The following is a 24,188-nucleotide window of genomic DNA, read 5'->3' on the forward strand; positions in this document are numbered from 1 at the left end:
CGGGACCCGCTGAGGGCAGGAGCCGCCCCGCCGCCCCTGCAGGCGGGAAACGGAACGGCAATCGGCCCTTCCGGCCCCCGCGCTTCCCGGCCTCATGCCGCGCTCTCCTGCGGCATCGGCTGGCGCATCATCAGCGCGGTCAGGTCGGCGAGGCGGTCGCGCAGTTCGCGGCGGTCGCAGATCTGGTCGATGGCGCCGTGCTCGAGCAGGAATTCGGAACGCTGGAAGCCTTCCGGCAGCTTCTCGCGCACGGTCTGCTCGATCACGCGCGGGCCGGCAAAGCCGATCAGGGCCTGCGGCTCGGCGATGTTGATGTCGCCCAGCATCGCGAACGAGGCCGACACGCCGCCGGTGGTCGGATGGGTCAGCACCGAGATGTACGGCAGGCCGGCCTCGCGCAGGCGGCCCAGCGCGGCGGAGGTCTTGGCCATCTGCATCAGCGAGAACAGGCCTTCCTGCATGCGCGCGCCACCGCTGGCGGAGAAGCAGACGTACGGGCAGCCGGCTTCGAGCGCGACCTCGGCCGCCCGCGCGAAGCGCTCGCCGACCACCGATCCCATCGAGCCGCCCATGTAGGCGAAGTCGAACGACGCGGCCACCAGCGGGCGCCCCTTGAGCAGGCCGCGCATCGCCACCAGCGCGTCGTACTCGCCGGTGCTCTTCTGGGTGGCCTTGATGCGGTCGACGTACTTCTTCTGGTCCTTGAACTTGAGCACGTCGGTCGGGCTGAGCCCGGCGGCGATCTCGGTGGTGCTGTCCGGGTCGAACAGCGCCGCCAGGCGCGCGCGCGCGCGGATCGGCATGTGGTGGCCGCACTTCGGGCAGACCTCGAGGTTCTCCTCCAGCTCGGGCCGGTACAGTGCCGCGCCGCAGTTGCTGCACTTTTCCCACAGGCCCTCGGGAACGCTGCGCTTCTTGCTCTGGGTGTTGTCGGTGCGGATGCCGGAGGGCATCAATTTGCTGAGCCAGCTCATGCGGTATGAAAAATCCATGCAGGGCGGCCCCGGGGGACCGCAGAGGGGCGACAGTCTAACTCGACGCCCCATTGGGGTGCAGGACGGCACCGAATGGAGCGCCGCCCCCGCCGGGCCTGCGCTGCAGGATGGGTTGCGCCCGCTTGCCCGCGGGTCTCGCCGGACGCTGCCCCGGCGGACCGCTCAGCCGGCGTCCAGCGCGGCCCGCAACGGCGCCAGGAAGGCCTCGGCGCGCTGGCGGGCCGTCGCGGTATCGCCGGCCTCGGCCAGCGCCGCCACCAGCGCGCTGCCGACCACCACGCCGTCGGCGTCGACCGCCATCGCCGCGGCGCTGGCCGCGTCCTTGATGCCGAAGCCGGCCACCACCGGCACCTTCGCGCGCTCGCGGATCCGCCGCAGGCGATCGCCGGCCGAGCGCGTATCGAGCCGGTCCGCTCCGGTCACGCCGGCGAAGCTGACGTAGTAGAGATAGCCCTGCGCGGTATCGCACAGGGTCGCCAGGCGGGCGTCGGTCGTGGTCGGTGCGGCCAGCACGATCAGGTCCAGCCCGGCGGCGGTGAAGATCGCGCGGGTCTCGGCGGCCTCTTCCGGCGGCAGGTCGACCAGCAGCACGCCGTCGACGCCCGCCTTGACCGCCTCCTCGGCGAAGCGCTCCGTGCCGTGGATCTCGATCGGGTTGAGGTAGCCCATCAGCACCACGGGGGTGGAAGCGTCCTCGCGGCGGAACTCGTGCACCGCCTCCAGCACGTAGGCCAGGCCGGCGCCGCGCGCCAGCGCGCGCTCGGAGCTGCGCTGGATGGTCGGGCCGTCGGCCATCGGATCGGAGAACGGCACGCCGAGCTCGAGCACGTCGGCGCCGGCACGCACCAGCGCGTGCATCAGCGGCACGGTCGCCTCCAGCGAGGGATCGCCGGCGGTGACGAAGGGGATCAGCGCCTTGCGGCCCTGGGACTGAAGCTGGGAGAACTTCTCTGCGATACGGCTCATGGACGGGCTGCCTGTAAGCCCCTCTCCGATCGGGAGAGGGGTCGGGGTGAGGGTATGGGCGAAGCCTCGCGGAATTCGGGCATGCAAGGCTCCGCCTGCTGCCCTCGTCCGCCGCTTCGCGCCATCCCCGCCTTCGCGGGGCAAGCTCTTCTCCCGAACGGGAGAAGAGAGAAAGGTTCAGAACACGATGCCTTCGCGCGCGGCGATGGTGTGCACGTCCTTGTCGCCGCGGCCGGACAGGTTGCACAGCACCAGCGCGTCCTTGGGTAGGTCGCGGGCGAGCTTGATCGCCTGCGCGACGGCGTGGCTCGATTCGAGCGCGGCCAGGATGCCCTCGGTATGCGCCAGCAGGTGGAACGCGGCCAGCGCCTCGTCGTCGGTGATGCCGACGTAGCTGGCGCGGCCGCTGTCGGCCAGGAACGCGTGCTCGGGGCCGACGCCGGGATAGTCCAGGCCGGCCGAGACCGAATGGGTCTCGATGATCTGGCCATCGTCGTCGCAGATCACGTAGGTGCGGTTGCCGTGCAGCACGCCGGGCCGGCCGGCCGCGATCGAGGCCGCATGCCGGCCCGTGCCGATGCCGTCGCCGGCCGCCTCGGCGCCGTAGATCTTCACCGAGGCATCGTTGAGGAAGGCGTGGAACAGCCCGATCGCATTGCTGCCGCCGCCGACGCAAGCGGCGATCGCATCCGGCAGGCGGCCATAGTCCTCCAGCATCTGCGCGCGCGCCTCGCGCCCGACGATGGCGTTGAAATCGCGCACCATGCGCGGGTACGGATCGGGCCCGGCCACGGTGCCGATGATGTAGAAGGTGTCCTGCACGTTGGTCACCCAGTCGCGCATCGCCTCGTTCAGCGCGTCCTTGAGCGTGGCCGAGCCGGAGTTCACCGGCACCACGGTCGCGCCGAGCAGCTTCATTCGGAAGACGTTGATCTTCTGCCGCTCGATGTCGGTGGCGCCCATGTAGACCACGCACTCCAAGCCCAACCGCGCCGCCACCGTGGCGCTGGCCACGCCGTGCTGGCCGGCGCCGGTCTCGGCGATGATCCGCTTCTTGCCCATGCGCGCGGCCAGCAGCGCCTGGCCGATGGTGTTGTTGATCTTGTGCGCGCCGGTGTGGTTCAGGTCCTCGCGCTTGAGCAGGATCTGCGCCCCGCCGACCTCGCGGCTCAGCCGCTCGGCGTGGTAGATCGGACTGGGCCGGCCGACGTAGTGCTTGAGGTCCTTGTCGTAGGCGGCGATGAAGGCCGGATCCCGGCGTGCCTCGTCGTAGGCGGCGGCCAACTCTTCCAGCGGACCGATCAGGGTCTCGGCGACGAAACGGCCGCCGTAGCGGCCGAAATGGCCGGCCGCGTCGGGGAAGGCGTGGAAATCACGAATGGGAGAGGCTGACATCGGGGAGATTCCATCCCGCGGAACGCGGGAACAGTGGTTTGGACGCCACTCTAGCGCGCCTGGGCACCCCGGAAAAATCGACGATTACGCACGATGCGTGATCTATACTCACACATCATGACCTCTCCCCTGCCCCCGCTTGCCGCCCTTCGCGCCTTCGAGGCCGCGGCCCGGCTGGGCAGCGTCAGCCGGGCCGCCGACGAACTGCACGTCACCCACGGGGCGGTCAGCCGGCACGTCCGCACCCTGGAGCAGGCCCTGGGCACCGCCCTGTTCGCCAAGGCCGGGCGAGGCCTGGCCCTGACCCCGGCGGGCGAGCGCCTGCGCGAAGCCGCCAGCGAAGCCTTCGCCCAGCTCGGCGACGCCTGGACCCAACTGCGCCGCCTGCCGGCCGAGACGCCCTTGGTCCTGGGGTGCTCGGGCAGCCTGCTGGCACGCTGGCTGATCCCGCGCCTGGGCCGGCTGGAGCAGGCCTTGCCGGCAGTCCGGTTGCACCTGTCGGCACGCGAACAGGCGCCCGAACCGCACCTGCCCGGGCTCGACGCGATGCTGTTGCTGGCGGCGCCCCCGTGGCCATCCGAGTGGCAGGTATCCGACCTCGGGCCGGAACGGATCGGCCCGGTCCTGAGCCCGCACCATCCGGACGTCGCCCGGCTTGTCGGCAGCGCGCCACAGCGCCTGCTCGACTACCCGCTGCTGCACACGCGGTCGCGCCCGCAGGCCTGGCCCGACTGGGCTGCCGCGCATGGAATGGAGGCCGCTGCGCTGCGCCACGGCAGCGAGTTCGAGCACCTGCTTTATCTGCTGGAAGCGGCCGTGGCCGGCCTTGGCATCGCGATCGCGCCGCAGCCGCTGGTCAGCGAAGACCTCGCGACCGGCCGGCTGATCGCCCCCTGGGGCTTCGTGGAGACGCCGGCGCGCTGGGCGCTGTGTCGGCTGCGTCGCAACCCGGACCCGCGCGTGGAGCGGCTGGCCCGATGGTTCCGCGAGGAACTGGAGCGCTGACCCCGCGCCCTCCGGCCATCGGGAGCGGCCCGCCGCTCCGGAGCCGCTCCGCCGCGAAAGGGATCACCCCAGCTCGTGGCAGTCCGCGCGCCGCACTTCCTCGACGAAGCGGCGCATCTTGTCGCCGTCCTTGATGCCCGGCGACAGCTCGATACCGCTGGACACGTCCACGCCCCAGGGCAGCGTCGCGACGATCGCGTCGAACACGTTGTCCGGGGTGATGCCGCCGGCGAGCAGGAACGGCCGGTGCAGCCCGGTCGGCAGGCGCGCCCAGTCGAAGGTCAGGCCGCTGCCGCCGCTGGCGCCCGGCGCATGGCTGTCGAACAGGAAGCCGGACGCGTTCGGGTGCGCCAACTGCAGGCCGCGCGCGCTGACCTCCTCGCTGCCGCCCATCGGCACCGCCTTCAGGTACGGCAGGTTGAAACTGCGGCAGAACGCGTCGTCTTCCTCGCCGTGGAACTGCAGCAGGGTCGGCCGCACCGTGCGCAGCACCTCGCGCACTTCCTCCTTCGGGTTGTTGCGGAACAGCGCCACCACGTCGACCATCGGCGCGATTGCCTGGCGCATCGCGCGCGCCTCGGTCGGCGCGACCCGGCGCGAGCTGCCGTGCGCGAAGATGAAGCCCACCGCATCCACGCCCAGCTCGCCGGCCAGGCGGATGTCGCCCGCCCGGGTCATGCCACAGAACTTGATGCGGGTACGGTAGAAGGTTCGGCTCATAGGGTGACCTCGGGTGGCAGGCGCCATTCTGCCGGATACAGCGGCCCGACGAAGACCAGGCCCTGCGGGGGGGCGGTCGGGCCCGCGAGGGTGCGGTCGCGCCCGGCGAGCAGTTCCGCGATCCACTCCACCGGCCTTTCTCCGGCTCCGACCAGAATCAGCGAACCGACGATATTGCGCACCATGTGATGAAGGAATGCATTGGCCTGCACGCCGATCTCGACCAGGTCGCCATCGCGGCGCACGTCGATCCATTGCAACTCGCGGCGCGCGTGCAGCGCCTGGCACTGCACGCTGCGGAACGCGCTGAAGTCGTTCTCGCCCAGCAATGCCTGCGCGGCATCGTGCATCGCCGCCGCGTCCAGCGGCCGGCGTTCCCAGCTCAGGGTCTGCCGGTGCAGCGCCGGGCGCACCTGGCGATTGAGCAGGCGATAGCGGTAGCGGCGCGCCCGCGCCGAAAAGCGGGCGTTGAAGTCGTCCGCCACCGGCACGCACCAGCGCACCGCCACCGAAACCGGCAGGCGCGCGGTCGTGCCCAGCATCCAGCCGCGCGGCTCGCGCTTCGCTTCGCTGTCGAAGTGCACCACCTGGCATTCGCCGTGCACGCCCGCGTCGGTACGCCCCGCGCAGACCACCTGCACCGGCGCGGCGGCGACCGACGACAGCGCCTCCTGCAAGGTCGCCTGCACGCTGGGGCCGCCATGCTCGCCGAGCTGTTGCCAGCCCAGGAACTCGCTGCCGTCGTATTCCACGCCCATGGCGTAGCGCATCGGAACCTCTACTGATTGGATCTTGGCCGCACTTGCCGGAACGATTGCCGCCGCGGCAGCGACACGGACACGATGGAACCTTGCGTTCGAACCGCCACGCACGAGGCGGCGGAGCCTTGCCGAGCGAGCCGTTCGTCGAAGCCTTGCGCGGCTTTCGCCGCCCCGCGGAGGACGTGGCTTCAGCCGATCCGGCTGAGCAAGGCGGACGCCTCGGCACGCGCGTCCGGGTCCCCGCTCGCCGCCACCTCCAGCAGCAGGCTGCGCGCGGTTTCCTTGTCGCCCAGGTCCAGATAGGCCACCGCCAGCTCCAGCCTGTCGCGGCCGGCCGGGGCCGGATTCAACGGGGCGATCGAGGGCGCCTCCGGAGCATGCCAGGTCGGCCCCCACGCGGCCGGCAGCGGACGCTCTTCGAGCGGTTGCGGCGCCTCCGCGACGGGCGCTTCGGGCTCTTCGCTCCTCGCGATGCGCTCGTCCGCGCGCAGGGACGCTTCCTCGATCTCCACGTCGTGGTCGAATTCGCGCTCGCCGATCACCGGCTCGTCCTGCACGGCGGTCGGCGCGGTCGTCGTCGCGCCGAACGCCGCGCCGTCGAAGCGGCGCGGCGGCGCGGCGAACGGCGACGGCTTGCGCCGCCGCGAAGCCAGCCATGCGGCGATGCCCGCGAGCACCAGCACCACGCCGCCCCACAACCACATCGGGAAACCGCCGGACTCGTCCGCAGGCCGTTGCTGGGCCAGGCGCTGCTGCGCCGCGGCCAGGTCCGTATCCTTCATCGCGATCAGCCTGGCCTGCTGCTGTTGCAGCTTTTCCAGCTCCGCCACGCGCGTGCGCAGCTCCTGGATCTCGGCATCGCGGGTGGCGACGTCTTCCCTCGCCTGCTGCAGTTGTTCGTTCACGAGCCTGTCCCCTTCGCCGCCGGCTCCGGTGCCGGTGGTCGTACCTGCCTTGTTGCCGTCGCTGGCGACGGCCGGCGCGATCTCCAGCCGCGCGCCGGTCGCCGCGGCCGGCGCGGCGCTCGCCGCCCGCGGCGTCGCGCCCGCTTCCGCGGGCTGCGGAATCGGCGCGCGCGCCTGCCGCCACTGCGCGGCCTGTTCGCGCACGATCGCCCGGGCCTCCGAGGCGCCGATCTGCGCCAGCTCGTCCTGCCGCGGCGTGCGCAGCACCGCGCCCTGCTTGAGCCGGTTGATGTTGCCACCGATGAAGGCCTCCGGATTGGCCCGCAGCAGCGCCAGCATGGTCTGGTCGAGCGAATAGCCGGCGCCGCGGTTCAACTGCATGGCAATCTGCGACAACGTCTGGCCGCGCCGCACCGGGGCCAGGTTCTCGCCCGGCGCCACGGGGGATACCGGTGCGGCCGGCGGCGGACGCTGGGGCCTGGCTGCCGGTGCGGCTGGCGCCGCGGCCGGTGCGGCGGCTGCCGCATCCGCCGATGGCGCGGCAGCCGGCGCCGACTCGCGCACGATCGCGTCGCTGTTGCCCGCCTGGGGCGCCTCGATCGCCGGCTCGGCGATCGCGGTGGCGGCATTGGGCGCGTCGACCAACGCGGAATACTCGCGCACCAGCCGGCCGCTGCCCCAATCCACCTCGATCAGGAAACCGATCGCCTTCTGCTCGACCGGCACGCTGCTGGTGACCCGGATCACCGCGCGACCGCGCGCATCCTGCGTGAACTGGAACTGCAGGTCGTTGACCAATCCCGTGGGGCGTTCCAACCCGACCCGCTCGAAAGTCTCCGGCGAGGCCAGCGCGACGCGCGCGCTCTCCAGCTCGCCCGGCTCGTTGGAGATCACCGGGATCTCGGCGACCAGCGGCTGCCCCGGCCCGGACAGCACCCGGATGTCGCCCAGGCCCAGCGCCGCCGCCGCGCCGCTGCAAAGCGCCAGGACCAGTGCACCCAGACCTTGTAACGGGCGCAATGCGCCCCTGCCGCTACGTTTCATGGGCGCCAATATAGCCGCAAGCCCCTGATCCGAATACTGCGCGTGGCGCGCGCGGTGCCGATCGGCATCGGGTGGCCGCGTTCCTTCTTCCTCTCGGCTCGCACACGCCTGGATGCCGCCCCCAAGGCCGTGGGCCGGGCGCAACCGCGCCGCAAGTCCCCCCGATGGCGACATGGAAGAACGCGTCGCCGCGCATCGGCCCGGGAATCCATCGCGGAGCCCGGATCGTTTCCCGACCGGGCGGGCCACGATGCCTTCTTCGATGCGATGGTTTCCAGTTCCCTCGACACGGCTTTAGCCCGCTCTCTCGCCGCAACCCCTCTCCGACGGGGGAGGGGCGTCGATGGCCGGCACCGCATCGCCGGCCGGGCTTCAGCCTTCCTGCGCGACCAGTTCGGCGAGCTGCACCGCGTTGAGCGCGGCGCCCTTGCGGATGTTGTCGGCCACCACCCACAGGTTCAGGCCGCGCGGATGCGAGAAGTCCTCGCGGATGCGGCCGACGAACACCGGGTCCTTGCCGGAGGCATGGGTCACCGGGGTCGGATAGCCGCCGGCCTTCTGCTCGTCCACTACCTCCACGCCCGGCGAACGGCGCAGCAGTTCGCGCGCCTGTTCCGGGGTGATCTTCTTCCTGGTCTCGATGTTCACCGCCTCGGAGTGGCCGTAGAACACCGGCACGCGCACCGCGGTCGGGTTCACCAGGATGTTCTTGTCCTCCAGGATCTTCTGCGTCTCCCAGACCAGCTTCATCTCTTCCTTGGTATAGCCGTTGGGCTGGAACTCGTCGATGTGCGGGATCAGGTTGAAGGCGATCTGCACCTGGAACTTCTTCGGCTCGATGTCCTGGAACGCGAGCAGTTGCGCGGTCTGCTTGCCCAGCTCCTCCAGGCCCGAGCGGCCGCCGCCGGACACCGACTGGTAGGTGGCCACGTTGATGCGCTCGATGCCGTATTCCTTGTGGATCGGGCCCAGCACCGGCATCAGCTGCATGGTCGAGCAGTTCGGGTTGGCGACGATGCCGCGCGGACGGTTCTTGAGCGCGTGCGGGTTGACCTCGGAGACCACCAGCGGCACGTCGTCGTCGTAGCGGAAGGTGGAGGAATTGTCGATCACCACCGCACCAGCGGCGGCGAACTTCGGCGCGTACTCCTTGGAGACGCCGCCGCCGGCCGAGAACAGCGCGATGTCCACTCCGGCCGGGTCGAAGGTCTCCAGGTCGAGCACGTCGACCTTCTCGCCCTTGTACTCGATCTGGCTGCCGGCCGAACGGGCCGAGGCCAGCGGGATCAGCTTGCCGACCGGGAAATCGCGCTCGGCCAGGATGGACAGCATGGTTTCGCCGACGGCGCCGGTGGCGCCCACGACCGCGACGGTGAAACGACGGGCAGGGTTGTTCATTGCGGACCTTTGGATAGGAAACGAAGTTTGATAACGGCACATGGATGTGCGCGCTCTTGCGAGGGAATCGCACCAACGGGTTCGGGGAACCTCCGGATACGGCCGCGGAGGTTCCCTATCGTTTCTCGCCGGTTTTGCCCGCGCCCGCGGTGCCGCCGGCCGCCTTGGCCGCGTCGAGGTTGATCGCGCACGGCGGGTGGCCGGCATCGGGACCGACGCCCAGCGCCGCGACCAGGTTGTCCACCGCCAGCTGCACCATCGCCCGGCGCGTCGCCAGCGAGGCGCTGCCGATGTGCGGCGTGAGCACCACGTTGCGCAGCGCCAGCAACTCCGGGCGCACCTGCGGTTCGCCCTCGTAGACGTCGAGCCCGGCCGCCGCCAGGCGGCCGTTGGCCAGCGCCTCGGCCAGTGCCAACTCGTCGACCAGGCCGCCACGGGCGACGTTGACCAGCGTCGCGGTCGGCTTCATCTTCGCCAGCGCGGCCGCGTCGATGACGTGGTGCGAGGCGGCGCTGTACGGCAACACCAGCACCAGGTGGTCGGCCTGCGCCAACAGCGCGTCGAAGCCGACGTAGCGCGCGCCGACCTCGCGCTCGACGCCTTCCGGCAGCCGCGAGCGGTTGTGGTACAGCACCTTCATGCCGAAGCCGTGGTGGCCGCGGCGCGCGATGCCCTGGCCGATCCGGCCCATGCCGAGGATGCCCAGCGTGGCGCCGTGCACGTCGGCGCCGAGCATGGTCTTGAACGACCACTGCCCCCACTGCCCGTCGCGCAGCCAGCGCTCGGATTCGGTGATGCGCCGCGCCGCCGCCATCAGCAGGGCGAAGCCCAGGTCGGCGGTGGTCTCGGTCAGCACGTCGGGCGTGTTGGTCGCCACGATGCCGGCCGCGCTGAGCGCGGCGATGTCCAGGTTGTTGTAGCCGACGCCGACGTTGGCGATCGCGCGCAGCCTCGGCGCGCCGGCGATCTCGGCCTCGCCGATGCGCTCGTTGAGCGTCACCAGCGCGCCGTCCAAAGGCGCCAGCTTCGCCGCCAGTTCCTGCGGCGAATACGCGGTCACGTCCGCGGTGGTGGCCAGATCGAAATGCTCGCCCAGCTGCGCGACGACGTCGTCGAACAGCGGCTGGCTGACCCACACGCGTGGCCGCGACTCAGCCATCGACGCTCCCCGGGATGCGCGGCGCGACCTCGCCGACGTCGCCGCATTGGGCGCGATGGCGCAGCGCCTGGTCCATCAGCACCAGCGCGACCATCGCCTCGGCGATCGGGGTGGCGCGGATGCCGACGCAGGGATCGTGGCGGCCGGTGGTGACCACGTCGACCGGGTTGCCGTCCACATCCACGGTCCGGCCCGGCAGGCGCAGGCTGGAGGTGGGCTTGAGCGCTATCGAGGCGACGACCTGCTGGCCGGTGGAGATGCCGCCGAGGATGCCGCCGGCATGGTTGCTGAGAAAACCCTGCGGCGTGATCAGGTCGCGATGCTCGGTGCCCTTCTGCGCCGCGCTGGCGAAACCGTCGCCGATCTCCACGCCCTTGACCGCGTTGATGCTCATCAGCGCCGCGGCCAGTTCGCCGTCGAGCTTGCCGTAGATCGGCTCGCCCCAACCGGGCGGCACGCCATCGGCGACCACGTCCACGCGCGCGCCGACCGAGTCGCCGGACTTGCGCAGCGCGTCCATGTAGGCCTCCAGCGCCGGCACCTGCGCGGCGTGCGGCCAGAAGAACGGATTGTCCTCGACCGCGCTCCAGTCGAAGCCCTCGGGCCTGATCTCGCCCAGTTGCGACAGGTAGCCGCGCACGCTCACGCCGTGGCGCTGCTTCAGCCACTTCTTGGCGACGACGCCGGCGGCCACCCGCATCGTGGTCTCGCGCGCGGAGCTGCGGCCGCCGCCGCGCGGATCGCGGATGCCGTACTTCTGCCAGTAGCTGTAGTCGGCATGGCCGGGGCGGAACTGCGCGGCGATGGTGGCGTAGTCCTTGCTGCGCTGGTCGGTGTTGCGGATCAGCAGCGCGATCGGCGTGCCGGTGGTGACGCCTTCGTAGACGCCGGACAGGATCTCGACCTCGTCTGCCTCGCGCCGCGCCGAGGTGTGGCGGGTCTTGCCGGTGGCGCGCCGATGCAGGTCGTGGGCGAACTCCTCGGCGGCGATCGCCAGGCCCGGCGGGCAGCCGTCGATGACGCAGCCGATCGCCGGCCCGTGCGATTCGCCGAAGGTCGTGACGGTGAACAGCTTGCCGAACGAATTGGAGCTCATCGCTGCGCGGCCAGCTCCGCGATGCGGGCGTTGTGGCGGATCAGCTCGCGGCACTCCACCGCGAAGATGCCCATCTGCCCGACCTTGAACTCGATCCAGGCGAAATCGACCTCCGGCAGCAGCTTGACCAGGTGCTGCTCGGAATCGCCGACCTCGCAGATCAGCAGGCCATCCTCGCTCAGGTGCAGCGGGGCGTCGCGCAGGATCTTCAGCACCAGGTCCAGGCCGTCCTCGCCGGCGCGCAGGCCCAGCTCCGGCTCGTAGGAATACTCCTTCGGCAGGGCGTCGGTCTCGGCGTTGGTGACGTAGGGCGGGTTGGTGACGATCAGGTCGTAGTGGCGGCCGGTCAGCCCGTCGAACAGGTCGGACTTGAGCAGCGTGACGTTGTGCGCGAGCAGGCGCTCCTTGTTCTCGGCCGCCAGCGCCAGCGCGTCGTCGCTGATGTCCACGCCGTCCACGTCCCAGTTCGGGTTGTAGTGGCCCATGGCGATGGCGATGCAGCCCGAGCCGGTGCACAGGTCGAGCGCGCGGTGCACGTCGCGCCCGGCCAGCCAGGGCTCGAAGCCGGCCTCGATCAGCTCGGCGATCGGCGAGCGCGGCACCAGCGCGCGCGCGTCGCTCTTGAAGCTCAACCCGGCGAACCAGGCCTCGCCGGTCAGGTAGGCGGCCGGCACGCGCTCGTCGATGCGGCGCTGGAACAGCGCCAGCACCGCGTCCTTCTCGGCGCGCAGCAGGCGCGCCTGGCCGTAGGCCGGGCCGAGGTCGTGCGGCAGGTGCAGCGCGTGCAGGACCAGCTGGGTGGCCTCGTCCAGCGCGTTGTCGTAGCTGTGGCCGAAGGTCAGGCCGGCTTCGTTGAAACGGCTGGCGCCGTAGCGGATCAGGTCGATGATCGTGTGCAGTTCGTCGGCCGCGGCGGCAGTCATGGCAACAGCTGGGTCAGGTCGGCCCCCGATTATAGGGTTCCCGCCGGTATGATTGAGCGTCTGTTGCATCGGAAACGTCCATGTTCAACCGGAATACCTTGATCGTGCTGGTGGTGGCGCTGGCCGCCGGGCTGGGCCTGCTGCTCGGACAGAAGCTGCTGGGCGGCGGCAAGCCCGCGCCGTGGCCGGACACCCGCACCGTGACCTTCTACCCGCAGCCGCGCACCCTGCCCGACTTCAGCCTGCGCCAGTCCGACGGCACCCAGCTGGTCCCGGGCGAGCTCAAGGGCCATTGGACGCTGGTGTTCCTCGGCTTCACGTTCTGCCCGGACGTGTGCCCGACCACGCTGGCCGACCTGGCGATCGCGCAGAAGCAGTGGGAATCGATCCCCGACTCGCTGCGCCCGCGCGTGCTCTTCGTCTCGGTCGACCCCGACCGCGACCCGCCGGCGAGGCTGGGCGAGTACGCCCATGCCTTCCACAAGGACACCCTCGCCGCCACCGCCGACACGCCCTCGCTGGAGCGCTTCGCCACCGCGCTCGGCTTCGTGTTCCAGAAGGTGCCGGGCAAGCACTTCGACGAGAACCCGAACGACTACAGCATGGACCATTCGGCCGGCATCGCCGTGCTCGACCCGGAAGGCCGCCTCGCCGGCCTGATCCGCCCCCCGCTCGACCCGCAGGCGATCGCCGCCGACTTCACCAAGCTGACCCAGGAAACCGCCCCTTGAGTTGTAAAGCGTGTCATGCACTCTTTCATGAGCGCGAAGCCCCTTGGGGCGCGGCGAGCCAAGGCGCGCAACGCAGGATCGGCGCGTCCCAAGGGACTTCCCGGAGGGTTGGTCGTCAGCGGCACGGAGCCAGCGCCGCGCGGCTCGCCTTGGCGGCCAGCCAAGGCTGCCCCACGCAACACACGCTCCGCACCGCTGACGACCAACGCATCTCATGAAAAAGCGCATGACACGCTCCATTACCACCCTGACCTACGCCCTGCCGCACCGCCTGCTGTCGTCGCTGGCGCGCCGGCTGGCGTATTCGACCCATCCCGCGATCAAGCAGCGCCTGATCGACACCGTAGTGGCCAAGTTCGGTGTCAACCTCGCCGAGGCCGCCGAGCCCGATGCCCGCGCCTATCCCAGCTTCAATGCGTTCTTCACCCGTCCGCTGAAACCCGGCGCGCGCCAGGCCGACCCGGACCCGCGCACCCTGCTGATGCCGGCCGACGGCCGCATCAGCCAGCTCGGCCCGATCCAGGCCGGCCGCATCTTCCAGGCCAAGGGGCAATCCTTCACCGCCGCCGAACTGCTCGGCGACGAGGCCGCCGCCACGCCGTTCAACGACGGCCTGTTCGCCACCGTCTACCTGTCACCGCGCGACTACCACCGCGTGCACATGCCGTGGACCGGCACGCTGCGCGAGACCGTGCATGTGCCCGGCCGCCTGTTCAGCGTCGGCCCGGACGCGGTGCGCAACGTGCCGAGGCTGTTCGCCCGCAACGAGCGACTGGTCTGCCACTTCGACACCGACTTCGGGCCGATGGTGCAGGTAATGGTCGGCGCGCTGCTGGTGTCCGGGGTGGAAACCGTGTGGAGCGGCGTGGAAATCCCCGCCTATGGCGACCGCATCACCCGCAAGGACTGGCGCGGCAAGGGCATCGTGCTGGAGCGGTTCGCCGAGATGGCGCGGTTCAACTACGGCTCCACGGTGATCGTGCTGTTGCCGCCCGGGGTGGCCGCGTTCGCCCCGGGGTTGCAGGCGGAGAGTCCGGTGAAGCTCGGGCAGGCGCTGGCACGGCGGGACTGAGTTTTTCCTTATCCCTCCAGGGATGAAGGCGTGTTGTCCGGTGCCCCCTTCTCCCCTCGGGAGAAGGGCCCGCGGGGGCGGATGGGGGTTCGGGCGAAGCCTCATGGGATTTAAACAAGGCTGGGGGCGTCGCCCCCGTACCCTCGGCCCGCTCCACCCCATTTCCCACCCACGCCAGCGGCGCGGAAGAGAGGGGCACTACTTGCCCGCGGCCTACTTGTCGCAGCCCTGCAGCTTGATCGTCTGCCCCGGCTTGATCGCATAGGCCGGCGCCTTGAGCCCGTTGGCGCGGGCAAGCTCCTTCAGCTCGCACTGGTACTTCTGCGCGACGCGGCCCAGCGTGTCGCCCTTGGCGACCTTGTAGCTGCGCGCCAGCTTCGCTTTCGGCTTGGCCGGCTCCGGCCGACCGGTGGCCACCGTGGTCGGCACGCCGGCGGCGATCGGGGAGGCATCGCCCACCGCGACGCTGCCGGTATAGCTGTTCGGCGCGGGGCGCACGATCGCCGCGTTCAGGTCGGCGGTGATCAGGGTCCGCGCCAGGTCGGCGCGCGGGCCGCTCACGCAGTACCTGTTGTACAGCCCGACGATGCGCGTGTTGGCATTGATCAGCGTGCCCGCCGGGATCCAGCCGTCCGCCTCGTAGCGCGGGTTGAGGTTGCGCAGCACGCGCATGTAGCCGTCGCGGGTACCGGCGCTGCCCAGGCAGATGGTCAACTCGTAGATCGTGGTCGACTTGGCCAGCCGCAGCGTGGCCGGCTGCGCGTTGATCTTGGGGAATTCCACCCCGTACTGGCGCGGATGCAGGAAGATCCATGCGGCGGCGATCACCATCGGCACGTAGTCCTTGGTCTCGGCCGGGAACTGCTCGTAAACCGACTGGTCCCAGAAGTTGCGCCCGCCCGTCTGGGCGAACACGCGCGCCGCGCGGCCCTCGCCGCCGTTGTAGGCGGCCAGCGCCAGCTCGACGCTGCGGTTGAGTTCGGCCAGGCGCTCGTTGATGTAGCTCGCACTGGCCTCGGCGGCGCTGCGCGCATCGAAGCGGGTATCGAAGCCGGTGCCGTCCGGCCCCAGGCCGAAGCGCGCCGCGGTCGCCGGCATGAACTGCATCAACCCGGCCGCGCCGGCGCGCGAGCTGGCGTGCACGCGGCCGTTGGACTCCTTGGCCATGATGCCGAACAGCAGCGCTTCGGGCAGGCCGCGCTTCTGCCATTCCGGCCACATGATCGCGCGCAGGTTCTCGTAGTTCTCGTAGCTGGTCAGCAGCGCCGGCCGCAGGTCGGTCAGCCAGCGCCGGATGCCGGCCTGCACCGCGGCGTTGTACTGGACCATGTCGTCGAAGGCATGGCGGTGGTCGTTGAGCAGGTCGGCGGCGCGCGCCGCCTCGGGCACGTCCGCGGCGAGCGGGCCGATGTGGTCCGGATCGGCCTCGAGCAACTCGTCGCCCTCCTCGTCGCTGGCCGCCGCCTCGGCATCGACGTTGGCCTTCAGCAGGCGCTTGTAGCCGGCCAGCATCGTGTTGACCTGGCAGCCGCGCAGCTTGAGGCAGGCATCGATGACGTCCTCCATGTCCTCCAGCGCGGCGTCGGTCTCCGCCTGCCCCCTCGGGTCGGAGTTGTTCACCAGCACCATGCCGTCGCGGTAGCGCTTCTCGGCCGCGGCCATGCGCTGATCGAGCGCGGCGATCTTCTCCTCGCGCGAGGCCGCGTGCGCGGCGGGCAACAACGACATCAGGAGGGCGACGGCCAGGGTCGACCGGAGGGGCGGCGCGAATCGGGAAAGCGGCATCGTGGGCGGGCGCGACGGAAAGGCCCGCAGGGTAGCCGCCGGCCGTGCGCCGGAGCAAGGCGACTGGCGCCGGGAGGACAGTCCGCCGTTAGAATCCGGTCACCTCCCATCCGCAGACCGCCATGGACCCGATCCTGCTCGGCAAAGGCATCACCGACGACATCCAGGTCGTCCTGAATCCCCGCTTCGGCAACCGCCATGGCCTGGTGGCCGGCGCCACCGGCACCGGCAAGACCGTCACCCTGATGACCCTGGCCGAAGGTTTCTCGCGGATCGGCGTGCCGGTGTTCATGGCCGACGTGAAGGGCGACGTGGCCGGCCTGGCCACGCCCGGCGATGGCAACGACAAGCTGCTGCAGCGCGCGAAGGACATCGGCGTGGCCGACTACGCGCCCGGCGCCAGCCCGGTGGTGTTCTGGGACCTGTACGGCCAGCTCGGCCATCCGGTGCGCACCACCGTCAGCGAGATGGGCCCGACCCTGCTGGCGCGCATCCTGGAACTCAACGACACCCAGGCCGGCGTGCTCGACATCGTGTTCAAGCTCGCCGACGACCGCGGCCTGCTCCTGCTCGACCTGGACGACCTGCGCGCCCTGCTCAACCTGGTGGTCGAGGAACGCAAGGAAGTCTCCACCGAGTACGGCCTGATCGGCGCGCAGTCGGTCTCGGCGATCCAGCGCGCGCTGCTGCGGCTGTCGCAGGACGGCGGCGAGGGCTTCTTCGGCGAACCGGCGCTGGACCTGGCCGACATCATGCGCACGGCCCCGGACGGCCGCGGCGTGATCGGCATCCTCGCCGCCGCGCAGCTGATCCTCAAGCCGCGCCTGTACTCGACCTTCCTGCTGTGGCTGCTGTCGGAGCTGTTCGAGCGGCTGCCCGAGGTCGGCGACCTGGACAAGCCCAAGCTGGTGTTCGTGTTCGACGAGGCCCACCTGCTGTTCGACGACGCGCCGCCGGCGCTGGTGCAGCGCATCGAACAGGTGGTGCGACTGATCCGCTCCAAGGGCGTGGGCGTGTACTTCTGCTCGCAGTTCCCCGACGACGTGCCGGACAACATACTCGGCCAGCTCGGCAACCGCGTGCAGCACGCGCTGCGCGCCTACACGCCGCGCGACCAGAAGGCGGTGAAGACCGCCGCGGAGACCTTCGTCGCCAACCCCAAGCTGGACGTCGCCACGACCATCTCCAGCCTGGGCACCGGCGAAGCGCTCGTGTCCACGCTGCAGGACAAGGGCGTGCCGATGCCGGTGCAGCAGACCCTGGTCGCCCCGCCGCGCTGCCGGATGGGCGCCATCACCGACGCCGAGCGCGCCCAGGTCCGCGCCACCAGCCCGGTCGGCGGCAAGTACGACACCGCGGTCAACCGCGAATCGGCCGCCGAGATGCTGGCCAAGCGCGCCGGCGAGCAATCCGCCAAGGCTGGCGCCCCGCCCGCCCGCACCCGCGAGCAGGACGAGGCGCAAGCCGGCAACGACTGGGGCCAGGCGGTCAAGGACGTGGTGTTCGGCACCAAGCGCCGCCAGGGCCTGCTGGAAACCATGGCCAAGCAGACCACCCGCACGGTCGGCAGCAAGCTCGGCCAGCAGATCGTGCGCGGCATCCTCGGCGGCATTTTCGGGGGCAAGCGCTAGCGCGCCGTCGCTCCACCCGGCCCTCCCGCATGCCGGGTGGGGAAAGGAACCCGGGCACGGCCACTCGAACATCGGCATATCGCGCGGGAGCGGAATCCCCCCGCGCGGGCAGCGCACGAATGCGCCCGCGGGAGCCTCGGGCGCCACGGCAGGCCATGCCACCGACCCGATTGCACCGCCGCTGCCGTTCCCACCAAAATCCGCCATCGACACTCAGGGGAATGTCATGGAAGACCGTCGTTACCGGACGCGGGCACGGTCCAGCCACAGCGCCGCACCCGCACCGTTCTGGACCCGCACCCGCGCCATCGCCTTGTATCCGCTGCAGGGCTCGGCGCTATGGACGCTGGTCGCGTTGACCCTGTGCAGCCTGCTGGGGATATTGCCGGGCGTGGGCTGGATCATCGCCATCGTCACCTGGCTGGCGATCTACAAGTACGCCTTCGAGATCCTGCGCCACACCGCCAACGGGCACCTGGAGTCGCCCCAGCACGGCTTCGACGTCGGCGACGGAACGGTGCTGCGGCTGATCCTGCTGATGATCCTGATGGTCGCCGCGGTGGCGGCCGTGGCGCTGCTCACCCGCAGCCCTGCCCTGACCGGGGTGGCGTTGCTGCTTGCCGCGCTGCTGCAGCCGGGATGCGTGATCTCGCTGGCGCTGGACGGCTCGTTGCGCAGGGCGCTCAATCCGGCGGTATCGCTGGGCCTGGCCACGCGCATCGGCTGGCCCTACCTGGCCGCATTCGGCCTGCTGTTCGTGATCCAGGGCAGCGCCTTCACCGCCAACCGCTGGCTGCACCGCTACCTGCCCCCGGTCTTGGACGACCTGGCGATCACCGTGGTCTCGATCTGGGGCCTGTTCGCCACCTTCCACCTGATGGGCTACCTGGTCTACCAGTACCACGAGGTGCTGGGCTTCGAGCCCGACGCGCTGGACGCACCGGACCGGCATGACCCGGACCGGCCCCTGCTCGACGAGGCCGAGGGGCAGGTCCGCGACGGCCACCCCGAAGCCGCGCTGGAGACGCTGCGCGCCGCCGTGCGCAGCCGCGCCGTGGGCCTGCCGGTGCACGAGCTCTACCATCGCTTGCTCCGGCAGGGCGCGCGCCGGGACGAACTGCGCGAACACGCCCGCCATTACGTCTCGCGCCTGGTCGACGAGCGCCAGGAACGGCGCGCGCTCGCGCTGATGCGGGAGATGCTCGACCAACAACCGGATTTCGTCCCGGCGCAGGACGCCCAGGCGGCGCTGCTGGCCGAGCGCGCGCGCTTGGCCGGCCAGTACCAGCTCGCCAGCGACATCCTCTCGGCGATGCTGAAGACCTGGCCACGCTCGCCGCAGGCGCCGCAATGGTCGCTGGATGCCGCGATGCTGCTGGTCGAGCGCTTCGGCCGCGACGACGATGCCCGCGCGCTGCTGCAGCAAGGGCTGGCGGCCAGCGAGGACGAGGAACAGCGACGCAAGCTGCTGGCGGCGCTGAAGGCGCTGTCGGGGACGGATATCGCGGCGGCACGCCCATGACGCCCCCGCCGCCCCGGCCCGGCGGCTACAGGTTGTCGAGCAGGAAGCGCGCCTTCGCCGCCTGCGGCTGGTCGGCATAGCGTTCGACCACCAGGCCCAGGATGCGCCGCTGCCCCTCCGGCGCGTTCTGCTCGGCATGGCGCATCGCCAGCGACAGCCACGCCTGCGCCACCCATTCGCGCGACGCATCCGCCTGGCCGGCGGACTGCAGCAGCGCTTCCGCTTCGGCGAGCAAGCCCAGCTCGCTCCAGCGGCGCGCCAGCGACAGCAACTGCCGGGCGGGCAACGCTCCCGGCGGCAGCTCCTGCAGGATGGCGCGCTGCGCCCGGGCCTGCTCCGCGTCCGTCGCCGTCAATGCCAGCAGTTCCAATGCGCGATCGCGCAATGCGCTGCGCTGGCCCGCATTGCGCGCCACCCGGCAGCGCGCCAGCGCAACGTCGAAGCGCTGCGGCTGCTCGGCGGCCAGGTCGGCCAGCAAGCGCTCGGCCTCGAGGTTCTCCATCCTGCCCAGGTGCCGCTGCGCGCGTTCCCAGCGATCGTCGCCGGTTCCGGCTTCGCCGGCGTCGTGCATGAAGTCCGGCCGGGTCTGCCGCGTCAGCACCAGCACGCCGCCCAGCAACGCCCCGGTCACCAGGCCACCGGCATGCGCATCGAAGCCGATGCCCTTCTCGCCGCCGAAAAGCAGGTTGTACAGCTCCCATCCCAACCATAGCGGCAGCAGCACGATCGCCGGTGCGCGCGCGTAGTCGAACACCACGCCGAACCAGTAGAAGAAGCGCACCGGGCGCCGCCCCCACACCACGCAGAACGCTCCCATCAGGGCCGCGATCGCGCCCGACGCGCCCAGCCCGCCGCCCGGCTGCCCCCAGCGCCACAGCAGGCTCGCCGCACTCGCGCCGAACGCACCCAGCACGTACACCGCCAGCAGCCGCAGCGGGCCGATCGCGCCTTCCAGCAGCAGGCCCAGCGCGACCAGGAACAACATGTTGCCGACCAGGTGCATCACCCCGCCATGCAGGAACGCCGCGGCCACCATGCGCCAGGGCGACCATTCCGAACTGCGCAGGTTGTGGCGCAGCGTGAACACCTCGCCGAGCAATGCGTCGTAGCGCCGGCGCAACGGCTCCCAGGCCGACTCCTGGCCCGCGTCCTCGAACAGGCCTCCCGTGGCCAGGGCGCGCTGGAACGCCGGATCGTTGACCGTGCCGGCCGCCACGTAGGCGAACCGCAGCGGCTCCGGCTGCCGGCGCAACTCCGCCAGTGCGTCGCCGCGCCCGGCCCGCTGCAGGTAGCGCTCGTAGGCCGGCAGTTCGTAGCGGCCCAGGCCGGATTCGAGGTAGTACGCCCGTGCCCGCGCGAACGCCGCATCGTCCCCCGCTTGCAGGCCGAAGAACACCAGCGCGTTCGCCAGCACCAGCAGCATCGTAATCCACGGGAAGGTCTCCCGGTCCAGCGGCTTGTGCAGGGGCAGGATGAACATCGCGACACTCCATGTATCGATGGCCGCGCAGCTTCGGCGATCGCCGCGGGACACGCAAGCCGGCAGGCGCTAGCATCGTGCGCCCGTACCTGGCCCCCTCCCGCAAAGCATGAGCCGCTGGCGTCCCCCCGCAGAGAAAAGCACCGCCCTGATCACCCCCGGAGGCCACGCGCGGCTGAAGGCGGAGCTGGACGAGCTGTGGCGGGTGCGGCGGCCTGAGGTGGTCAAGGCCCTGGCCGCGGCGGCGGCCGAAGGCGACCGCTCCGAGAATGCTGAGTACACCTATCGCAAGAAGCAGCTCGGCGAGATCGACCGGCGCGTGCGCTACCTGAGCAAACGCCTGGAAAGCCTGCGCGTGGTGGACACCGTGCCGTCCGATCCGGAGGCGGTGTTCTTCGGCGCGACGGTGGAGCTGGAGGACGCCGACAGCGGCGAGGTCGTGCGCTACCGGATCGTCGGTCCGGACGAGACCGATGCGGCCCGCGGCTGGATCAGCATCGACTCGCCGCTGGCGCGCGCGCTGCTGAAGAAGCGCATCGACGACGAGTTCGAGGTCCAGCTGCCGGGCGGCCGGCATCGCTTCGCGGTGCTGGCGGTGGAATACGCGGACTGAACGATTGTGGGGGGGGCTCCGGTCCCGGCGAGGCTCTACCGGTAGAGCATGTCGGGACCGGAGTCCCTCCCACAGCGGCGTTCAGACGACCCGCAGGTCCAGCGCGAGAGGCCCGCCCAAGCCCGCGTTCTGCGCCGGCAAGGCTTCGCCGAACAGATCATGCTCGTCGCTGTCGGTGATCTCCACCTGGACGAACTGGCCGACCCGCAGCTTCGCCTCCCCGGCGTTCTGGATGTGCACCAGGCCATCGATCTCCGGCGCGTCCGCCTTCGAACGCGCCACCGCGATGCCGTCCTCGATCGCATCGACCAGGCACTGCTGCACGCTGCCGATCTTGGCTTCCAGCTTGGCCGCGGAGATCGCCGCCTGCTTTTCCATGAAGCGCGCCAGGCGTTCCTGCTTCACCGGCTCCGGCACCGGGTCGGGCAGGTCGTTGGCCGCCGCGCCTTCCACAGGCGAATAGGCGAACGCGCCGACGCGGTCGAGCTGGGCCGCGTCGAGGAAATCCAGCAGCGCCTCGAACTCGGCCTCGGTCTCGCCCGGGAAACCGACGATGAAGGTCGAACGCACCGTGATGTCCGGGCACAGCTCGCGCCAGCGCAGCACGCGCTCCAGAGTCTTGTCGACCGCGCCCGGGCGCTTCATCAGCTTGAGGATGCGCGGGCTGGCGTGCTGGAACGGGATGTCCAGGTACGGCAGGATCTTTCCTTCGGCCATCAGCGGCACCACGTCGTCCACGTGCGGGTACGGGTACACGTAGTGCAGGCGGGTCCAGGCATCCAGTTCGGACAGGCCCTCGCACAGCGCCTTCATCCGCGTGGCGTACTCGCGGCCCTGCCAGGTACCCGGCGCGTACTTGCGGTCCACGCCATAGGCAGAGGTGTCCTGCGACACCACCAGCAGCTCGCGCACGCCGCCGCGCACCAGCCGCTCGGCCTCGCGCAGCACTTCGTCGACCGGCCGCGACACCAGGTCGCCGCGCATCGACGGGATGATGCAGAAGCTGCAGCGATGGTTGCAGCCCTCGGAGATCTTCAGGTAGGCGTAGTGGCGCGGGGTCAGCTTGACGCCGTAGTCCGGCACCAGGTCCACGAACGGATCGTGCCGCGGCGGCAGCGCGGCATGCACGGCCTGCATCACGCTGTCGTAGTCCTGCGGGCCGGACACCGCCAGCACGTCCGGGTACTGCTCCCGGATCAGTTCGCTGCGCTTGCCCAGGCAGCCGGTGACGATCACCTTGCCGTTCTCGTTCATCGCCTCGCCGATCGCGTCGAGCGATTCGGCCACGGCCGAGTCGATGAAACCGCAGGTGTTGACCACCACCACGTCGGCGGCATCGTAGGACGGCACGATGTCGTAGCCCTCGACCCGCAGCTGGGTGAGGATGCGTTCGGAATCGACTAGCGCCTTCGGGCAGCCAAGGCTGACGAAGCCGACTTTGGGGTTCGACAAGGACATGGGAAACGAGGGGGGGGCCTGGGTGGGATGCGGCCTGGGGCCTGAGCCGGCGGATTATAGCCGGCCGCCGCAGGCCGGCCTGAATGCCGCGCAGTCCGGGCTCGCACGCAACCGTCGCCGGGACGATGGACGACGGCCGGAAACACTCCCGCGACATCCCACGGCGCGATAATCCCCGTTTCCCCCGTCAGGAGAACGCTCATGGCCCACTGGACCACCCTCGACACGCCCCATGGCCAGGTCTCGGCCTGGCATGCCACGCCCGCCGCAGCGCCGCGCGGCGGCCTGGTCGTGATCCAGGAGATCTTCGGCACCACCGATCACATCCGCCGGGTCGCCGAGGACTTCGCCGCGCAAGGCTACGAAGTGCTGGCGCCGTCCTTCTTCGACCTGGTCGAGAAGGACCTGCAACTGCCGTACGACAACGAAGGCGTCAAGCGCGGGCTGGAACTGGTCGGCCAGATCGGCTTCGACAAGGCGGTCGACGTGGTGAAGGCCGCGGCGATGGCGCTGGCTCCCGCCGGTCCCGTGGGCACGGTGGGCTATTGCTGGGGCGGCACCATCGCGCTGCTGGCGGCCATCCGCCTGGGCCTGCCCTCGGTGAGCTACTACGGCGCCCGCAACACGCAGTTCCTCGACGAAACCCCGAAGGCGCCGGTGATGTTCCACTTCGGCGAGAAGGACAAGAGCATTCCGCCGGAAGCGGTGCAGCGGCATCGCGACAAGCTGCCGCAGATGGAAGTCTTCACCTATCCGGCCGACCACGCCTTCAACCGCGACGGCGGCCACGCCCACGAGCCGGAGAGTGCCCGCCTCGCACGCGAACGGACACTGCACTTCTTCGCCGAGCACCTGGCATGAGCGGTTTCCAGCTCGATGCGCGCCTGGCCGCCGACAGCGCGTTCGTCGCCGACGGCCCGCTGTCGCAGGTCCGGCTGATGGACGACATGCGCTTCCCCTGGCTGGTCCTGGTGCCCCGCGTCGCAGGCGCCAGCGAGTGGATCGACCTGGACGGCGGCCAGCAGCGCCTGTTGCTGGCCGAGATCAACCAGCTCTCGCACCTGCTGCGCGCGGAGCCAGGCGTCGGCAAGCTCAACATCGGCGCGCTCGGCAACATCGTGCGGCAACTGCACGTGCACTTGGTGGGCCGCCGCGAAGGCGACCCCGCCTGGCCGGGGCCGGTCTGGGGCAGCGGCCCCGCCCAGCGCTTCGTTCCCGAGGCGCTGGCCGAGCGTGCCAGCGCATGGGCACAGCGGCTACGATAGGCGGCCCTTCCGGACCGTCACCTGCATGAGATCGAACATCGTCGCCGCCCTGATCCTGATCGTGGTCGGCCTGCTGTTCCTGGCCAACAACCTCGGCTGGACCAACCTGAGCATCGGCAAGCTGATCACCACCTGGTGGCCGGCGATCCTGGTGGCGGTCGGCATCGGCATGCTGTTCGGCAAGGGCAAGTAGCTCGGCGGCCCCGCAGTGGCAGGGGGCTGACCACCGGCACCCGGAAGAGCTGACTTCCGGCACCTGATCCG

22 protein-coding genes are annotated in these 24,188 nt (G+C 70.6%); 9 read left to right on the top strand and 13 right to left on the bottom strand.

The annotated features are described in order from the left end of the window. Positions 1–92: 92 nt before the first annotated feature. The 3 genes from accD to trpB form a co-directional block, all read right to left on the bottom strand. The gene (gene accD / locus FD678_RS01550; protein WP_140718842.1) at positions 93–974 is read right to left on the bottom strand and encodes an acetyl-CoA carboxylase, carboxyltransferase subunit beta; all 882 of its coding nucleotides are present in this window, start codon (positions 972–974) and stop codon (positions 93–95) included. A 183-nt stretch (positions 975–1,157) separates the two neighbouring features. Then, complete coding sequence (gene trpA / locus FD678_RS01555; protein WP_140718843.1) at positions 1,158–1,961, bottom strand: tryptophan synthase subunit alpha; 804 nt, start codon at positions 1,959–1,961, stop codon at positions 1,158–1,160. Positions 1,962–2,138: 177 nt separating this feature from the next. Next, complete coding sequence (gene trpB / locus FD678_RS01560; protein WP_372237520.1) at positions 2,139–3,341, bottom strand: tryptophan synthase subunit beta; 1,203 nt, start codon at positions 3,339–3,341, stop codon at positions 2,139–2,141. Positions 3,342–3,473: 132 nt separating this feature from the next. Between trpB and FD678_RS01565 the strand changes: the two genes are divergently transcribed. Further along, positions 3,474–4,361, top strand: a complete 888-nt coding sequence (locus tag FD678_RS01565) for a LysR family transcriptional regulator (protein WP_140718845.1) — start codon at positions 3,474–3,476, stop codon at positions 4,359–4,361. Between the two features lie 63 nt (positions 4,362–4,424). On the opposite strand, the gene FD678_RS01570 is transcribed toward FD678_RS01565, so the two are convergent. The 7 genes from FD678_RS01570 to prmB form a co-directional block, all read right to left on the bottom strand. Further along, complete coding sequence (locus FD678_RS01570; RefSeq protein WP_140718846.1) at positions 4,425–5,081, bottom strand: phosphoribosylanthranilate isomerase; 657 nt, start codon at positions 5,079–5,081, stop codon at positions 4,425–4,427. Further along, positions 5,078–5,851, bottom strand: coding sequence for a tRNA pseudouridine(38-40) synthase TruA (truA, locus tag FD678_RS01575; RefSeq protein WP_140718847.1), 774 nt, complete (start codon positions 5,849–5,851; stop codon positions 5,078–5,080). The genes FD678_RS01570 and truA overlap by 4 nt, the downstream gene beginning before the upstream one ends. A gap of 179 nt (positions 5,852–6,030) precedes the next feature. After that, positions 6,031–7,791: a type IV pilus assembly protein FimV gene (locus FD678_RS01580; protein WP_140718848.1), complete on the bottom strand. Its 1,761-nt coding sequence runs from the start codon at positions 7,789–7,791 to the stop codon at positions 6,031–6,033. Between the two features lie 372 nt (positions 7,792–8,163). Then, positions 8,164–9,189 (bottom strand): aspartate-semialdehyde dehydrogenase, encoded by a 1,026-nt coding sequence (locus FD678_RS01585; protein ID WP_140718849.1) that lies wholly within the window; start codon positions 9,187–9,189, stop codon positions 8,164–8,166. Positions 9,190–9,304: 115 nt separating this feature from the next. Then, entirely contained in the window at positions 9,305–10,348 is a 1,044-nt protein-coding gene (locus tag FD678_RS01590) for a 2-hydroxyacid dehydrogenase (protein ID WP_140718850.1), read from the bottom strand. Further along, entirely contained in the window at positions 10,341–11,444 is a 1,104-nt protein-coding gene (gene aroC / locus FD678_RS01595; protein ID WP_140718851.1) for a chorismate synthase, read from the bottom strand. The genes FD678_RS01590 and aroC overlap by 8 nt, the downstream gene beginning before the upstream one ends. After that, on the bottom strand, positions 11,441–12,367 hold the full coding sequence (prmB, locus tag FD678_RS01600; RefSeq protein ID WP_140718852.1) for a 50S ribosomal protein L3 N(5)-glutamine methyltransferase: 927 nt from the start codon (positions 12,365–12,367) through the stop codon (positions 11,441–11,443). Before prmB ends, aroC begins: the two co-directional genes overlap by 4 nt. Positions 12,368–12,447: 80 nt before the next feature. Between prmB and FD678_RS01605 the strand changes: the two genes are divergently transcribed. Both FD678_RS01605 and asd read left to right on the top strand, forming a co-directional pair. After that, positions 12,448–13,098, top strand: a complete 651-nt coding sequence (locus tag FD678_RS01605) for an SCO family protein (protein WP_140718853.1) — start codon at positions 12,448–12,450, stop codon at positions 13,096–13,098. 226 nt (positions 13,099–13,324) lie between these two features. Continuing rightward, a complete protein-coding gene (asd, locus tag FD678_RS01615) occupies positions 13,325–14,170 on the top strand; it encodes an archaetidylserine decarboxylase (protein WP_140718854.1) in 846 nt (281 codons plus the stop codon). Positions 14,171–14,383: 213 nt separating this feature from the next. On the opposite strand, the gene FD678_RS01620 is transcribed toward asd, so the two are convergent. After that, entirely contained in the window at positions 14,384–15,898 is a 1,515-nt protein-coding gene (locus tag FD678_RS01620; RefSeq protein WP_218569427.1) for a transglycosylase SLT domain-containing protein, read from the bottom strand. A 179-nt stretch (positions 15,899–16,077) separates the two neighbouring features. Between FD678_RS01620 and FD678_RS01625 the strand changes: the two genes are divergently transcribed. After that, positions 16,078–17,586: a helicase HerA-like domain-containing protein gene (locus FD678_RS01625; RefSeq protein WP_140718856.1), complete on the top strand. Its 1,509-nt coding sequence runs from the start codon at positions 16,078–16,080 to the stop codon at positions 17,584–17,586. 226 nt (positions 17,587–17,812) lie between these two features. Next, a complete protein-coding gene (locus FD678_RS01630) occupies positions 17,813–19,108 on the top strand; it encodes a tetratricopeptide repeat protein (RefSeq protein WP_140718857.1) in 1,296 nt (431 codons plus the stop codon). A 25-nt stretch (positions 19,109–19,133) separates the two neighbouring features. Here FD678_RS01630 and FD678_RS01635 read toward each other — a convergent pair whose 3' ends face one another. Beyond that, positions 19,134–20,588 (bottom strand): rhomboid family intramembrane serine protease, encoded by a 1,455-nt coding sequence (locus FD678_RS01635; RefSeq protein ID WP_140718858.1) that lies wholly within the window; start codon positions 20,586–20,588, stop codon positions 19,134–19,136. 109 nt (positions 20,589–20,697) lie between these two features. Here FD678_RS01635 and greB point away from each other — a divergent pair, with 109 nt between their 5' ends. Further along, complete coding sequence (gene greB / locus FD678_RS01640) at positions 20,698–21,201, top strand: transcription elongation factor GreB (RefSeq protein WP_140718859.1); 504 nt, start codon at positions 20,698–20,700, stop codon at positions 21,199–21,201. 81 nt (positions 21,202–21,282) lie between these two features. Here the strand turns inward: greB and rimO are convergent, their stop codons facing one another. Then, on the bottom strand, positions 21,283–22,659 hold the full coding sequence (gene rimO, locus FD678_RS01645; protein ID WP_140718860.1) for a 30S ribosomal protein S12 methylthiotransferase RimO: 1,377 nt from the start codon (positions 22,657–22,659) through the stop codon (positions 21,283–21,285). 201 nt (positions 22,660–22,860) lie between these two features. On the opposite strand from rimO, the gene FD678_RS01650 reads away from it, so the two are divergent. Genes FD678_RS01650 through FD678_RS01660 form a run of 3 tightly spaced genes read left to right on the top strand, consistent with a single transcriptional unit; the run spans position 22,861 to position 24,117 of the window. Then, on the top strand, positions 22,861–23,520 hold the full coding sequence (locus FD678_RS01650; RefSeq protein WP_140718861.1) for a dienelactone hydrolase family protein: 660 nt from the start codon (positions 22,861–22,863) through the stop codon (positions 23,518–23,520). Further along, complete coding sequence (locus FD678_RS01655) at positions 23,517–23,924, top strand: HIT family protein (RefSeq protein WP_140718862.1); 408 nt, start codon at positions 23,517–23,519, stop codon at positions 23,922–23,924. Before FD678_RS01650 ends, FD678_RS01655 begins: the two co-directional genes overlap by 4 nt. Before the next feature lie 25 nt (positions 23,925–23,949). Next, the gene (locus tag FD678_RS01660) at positions 23,950–24,117 is read left to right on the top strand and encodes a LiaI-LiaF-like domain-containing protein (protein WP_140718863.1); all 168 of its coding nucleotides are present in this window, start codon (positions 23,950–23,952) and stop codon (positions 24,115–24,117) included. Positions 24,118–24,188 lie beyond the last annotated feature (71 nt).

Source organism: Pseudomonas sp. Hp2 (genome assembly GCF_006386585.1).
GTDB classification, from domain to species: Bacteria; Pseudomonadota; Gammaproteobacteria; order Xanthomonadales; family Xanthomonadaceae; genus Pseudomonas_S; species Pseudomonas_S boreopolis.

Coding starts and splice junctions, on each gene's coding strand:
- FD678_RS01660 (WP_140718863.1), top strand. CDS start 23,950: ATGAGATCGAACATCGTCGCCGCCCTGATCCTGATCGTGGTCGGCCTG.
- FD678_RS01630 (WP_140718857.1), top strand. CDS start 17,813: ATGGAAGACCGTCGTTACCGGACGCGGGCACGGTCCAGCCACAGCGCC.
- FD678_RS01570 (WP_140718846.1), bottom strand. CDS start 5,081: ATGAGCCGAACCTTCTACCGTACCCGCATCAAGTTCTGTGGCATGACC.
- trpA (WP_140718843.1), bottom strand. CDS start 1,961: ATGAGCCGTATCGCAGAGAAGTTCTCCCAGCTTCAGTCCCAGGGCCGC.
- FD678_RS01620 (WP_218569427.1), bottom strand. CDS start 15,898: ATGTCGTTGTTGCCCGCCGCGCACGCGGCCTCGCGCGAGGAGAAGATC.
- greB (WP_140718859.1), top strand. CDS start 20,698: ATGAGCCGCTGGCGTCCCCCCGCAGAGAAAAGCACCGCCCTGATCACC.
- FD678_RS01605 (WP_140718853.1), top strand. CDS start 12,448: ATGTTCAACCGGAATACCTTGATCGTGCTGGTGGTGGCGCTGGCCGCC.
- accD (WP_140718842.1), bottom strand. CDS start 974: ATGAGCTGGCTCAGCAAATTGATGCCCTCCGGCATCCGCACCGACAAC.
- FD678_RS01655 (WP_140718862.1), top strand. CDS start 23,517: ATGAGCGGTTTCCAGCTCGATGCGCGCCTGGCCGCCGACAGCGCGTTC.
- aroC (WP_140718851.1), bottom strand. CDS start 11,444: ATGAGCTCCAATTCGTTCGGCAAGCTGTTCACCGTCACGACCTTCGGC.
- FD678_RS01650 (WP_140718861.1), top strand. CDS start 22,861: ATGGCCCACTGGACCACCCTCGACACGCCCCATGGCCAGGTCTCGGCC.
- FD678_RS01635 (WP_140718858.1), bottom strand. CDS start 20,588: ATGTTCATCCTGCCCCTGCACAAGCCGCTGGACCGGGAGACCTTCCCG.
- FD678_RS01565 (WP_140718845.1), top strand. CDS start 3,474: ATGACCTCTCCCCTGCCCCCGCTTGCCGCCCTTCGCGCCTTCGAGGCC.
- truA (WP_140718847.1), bottom strand. CDS start 5,851: ATGCGCTACGCCATGGGCGTGGAATACGACGGCAGCGAGTTCCTGGGC.
- prmB (WP_140718852.1), bottom strand. CDS start 12,367: ATGACTGCCGCCGCGGCCGACGAACTGCACACGATCATCGACCTGATC.
- asd (WP_140718854.1), top strand. CDS start 13,325: ATGACACGCTCCATTACCACCCTGACCTACGCCCTGCCGCACCGCCTG.
- FD678_RS01625 (WP_140718856.1), top strand. CDS start 16,078: ATGGACCCGATCCTGCTCGGCAAAGGCATCACCGACGACATCCAGGTC.
- rimO (WP_140718860.1), bottom strand. CDS start 22,659: ATGTCCTTGTCGAACCCCAAAGTCGGCTTCGTCAGCCTTGGCTGCCCG.
- FD678_RS01580 (WP_140718848.1), bottom strand. CDS start 7,791: ATGAAACGTAGCGGCAGGGGCGCATTGCGCCCGTTACAAGGTCTGGGT.
- FD678_RS01585 (WP_140718849.1), bottom strand. CDS start 9,189: ATGAACAACCCTGCCCGTCGTTTCACCGTCGCGGTCGTGGGCGCCACC.
- FD678_RS01590 (WP_140718850.1), bottom strand. CDS start 10,348: ATGGCTGAGTCGCGGCCACGCGTGTGGGTCAGCCAGCCGCTGTTCGAC.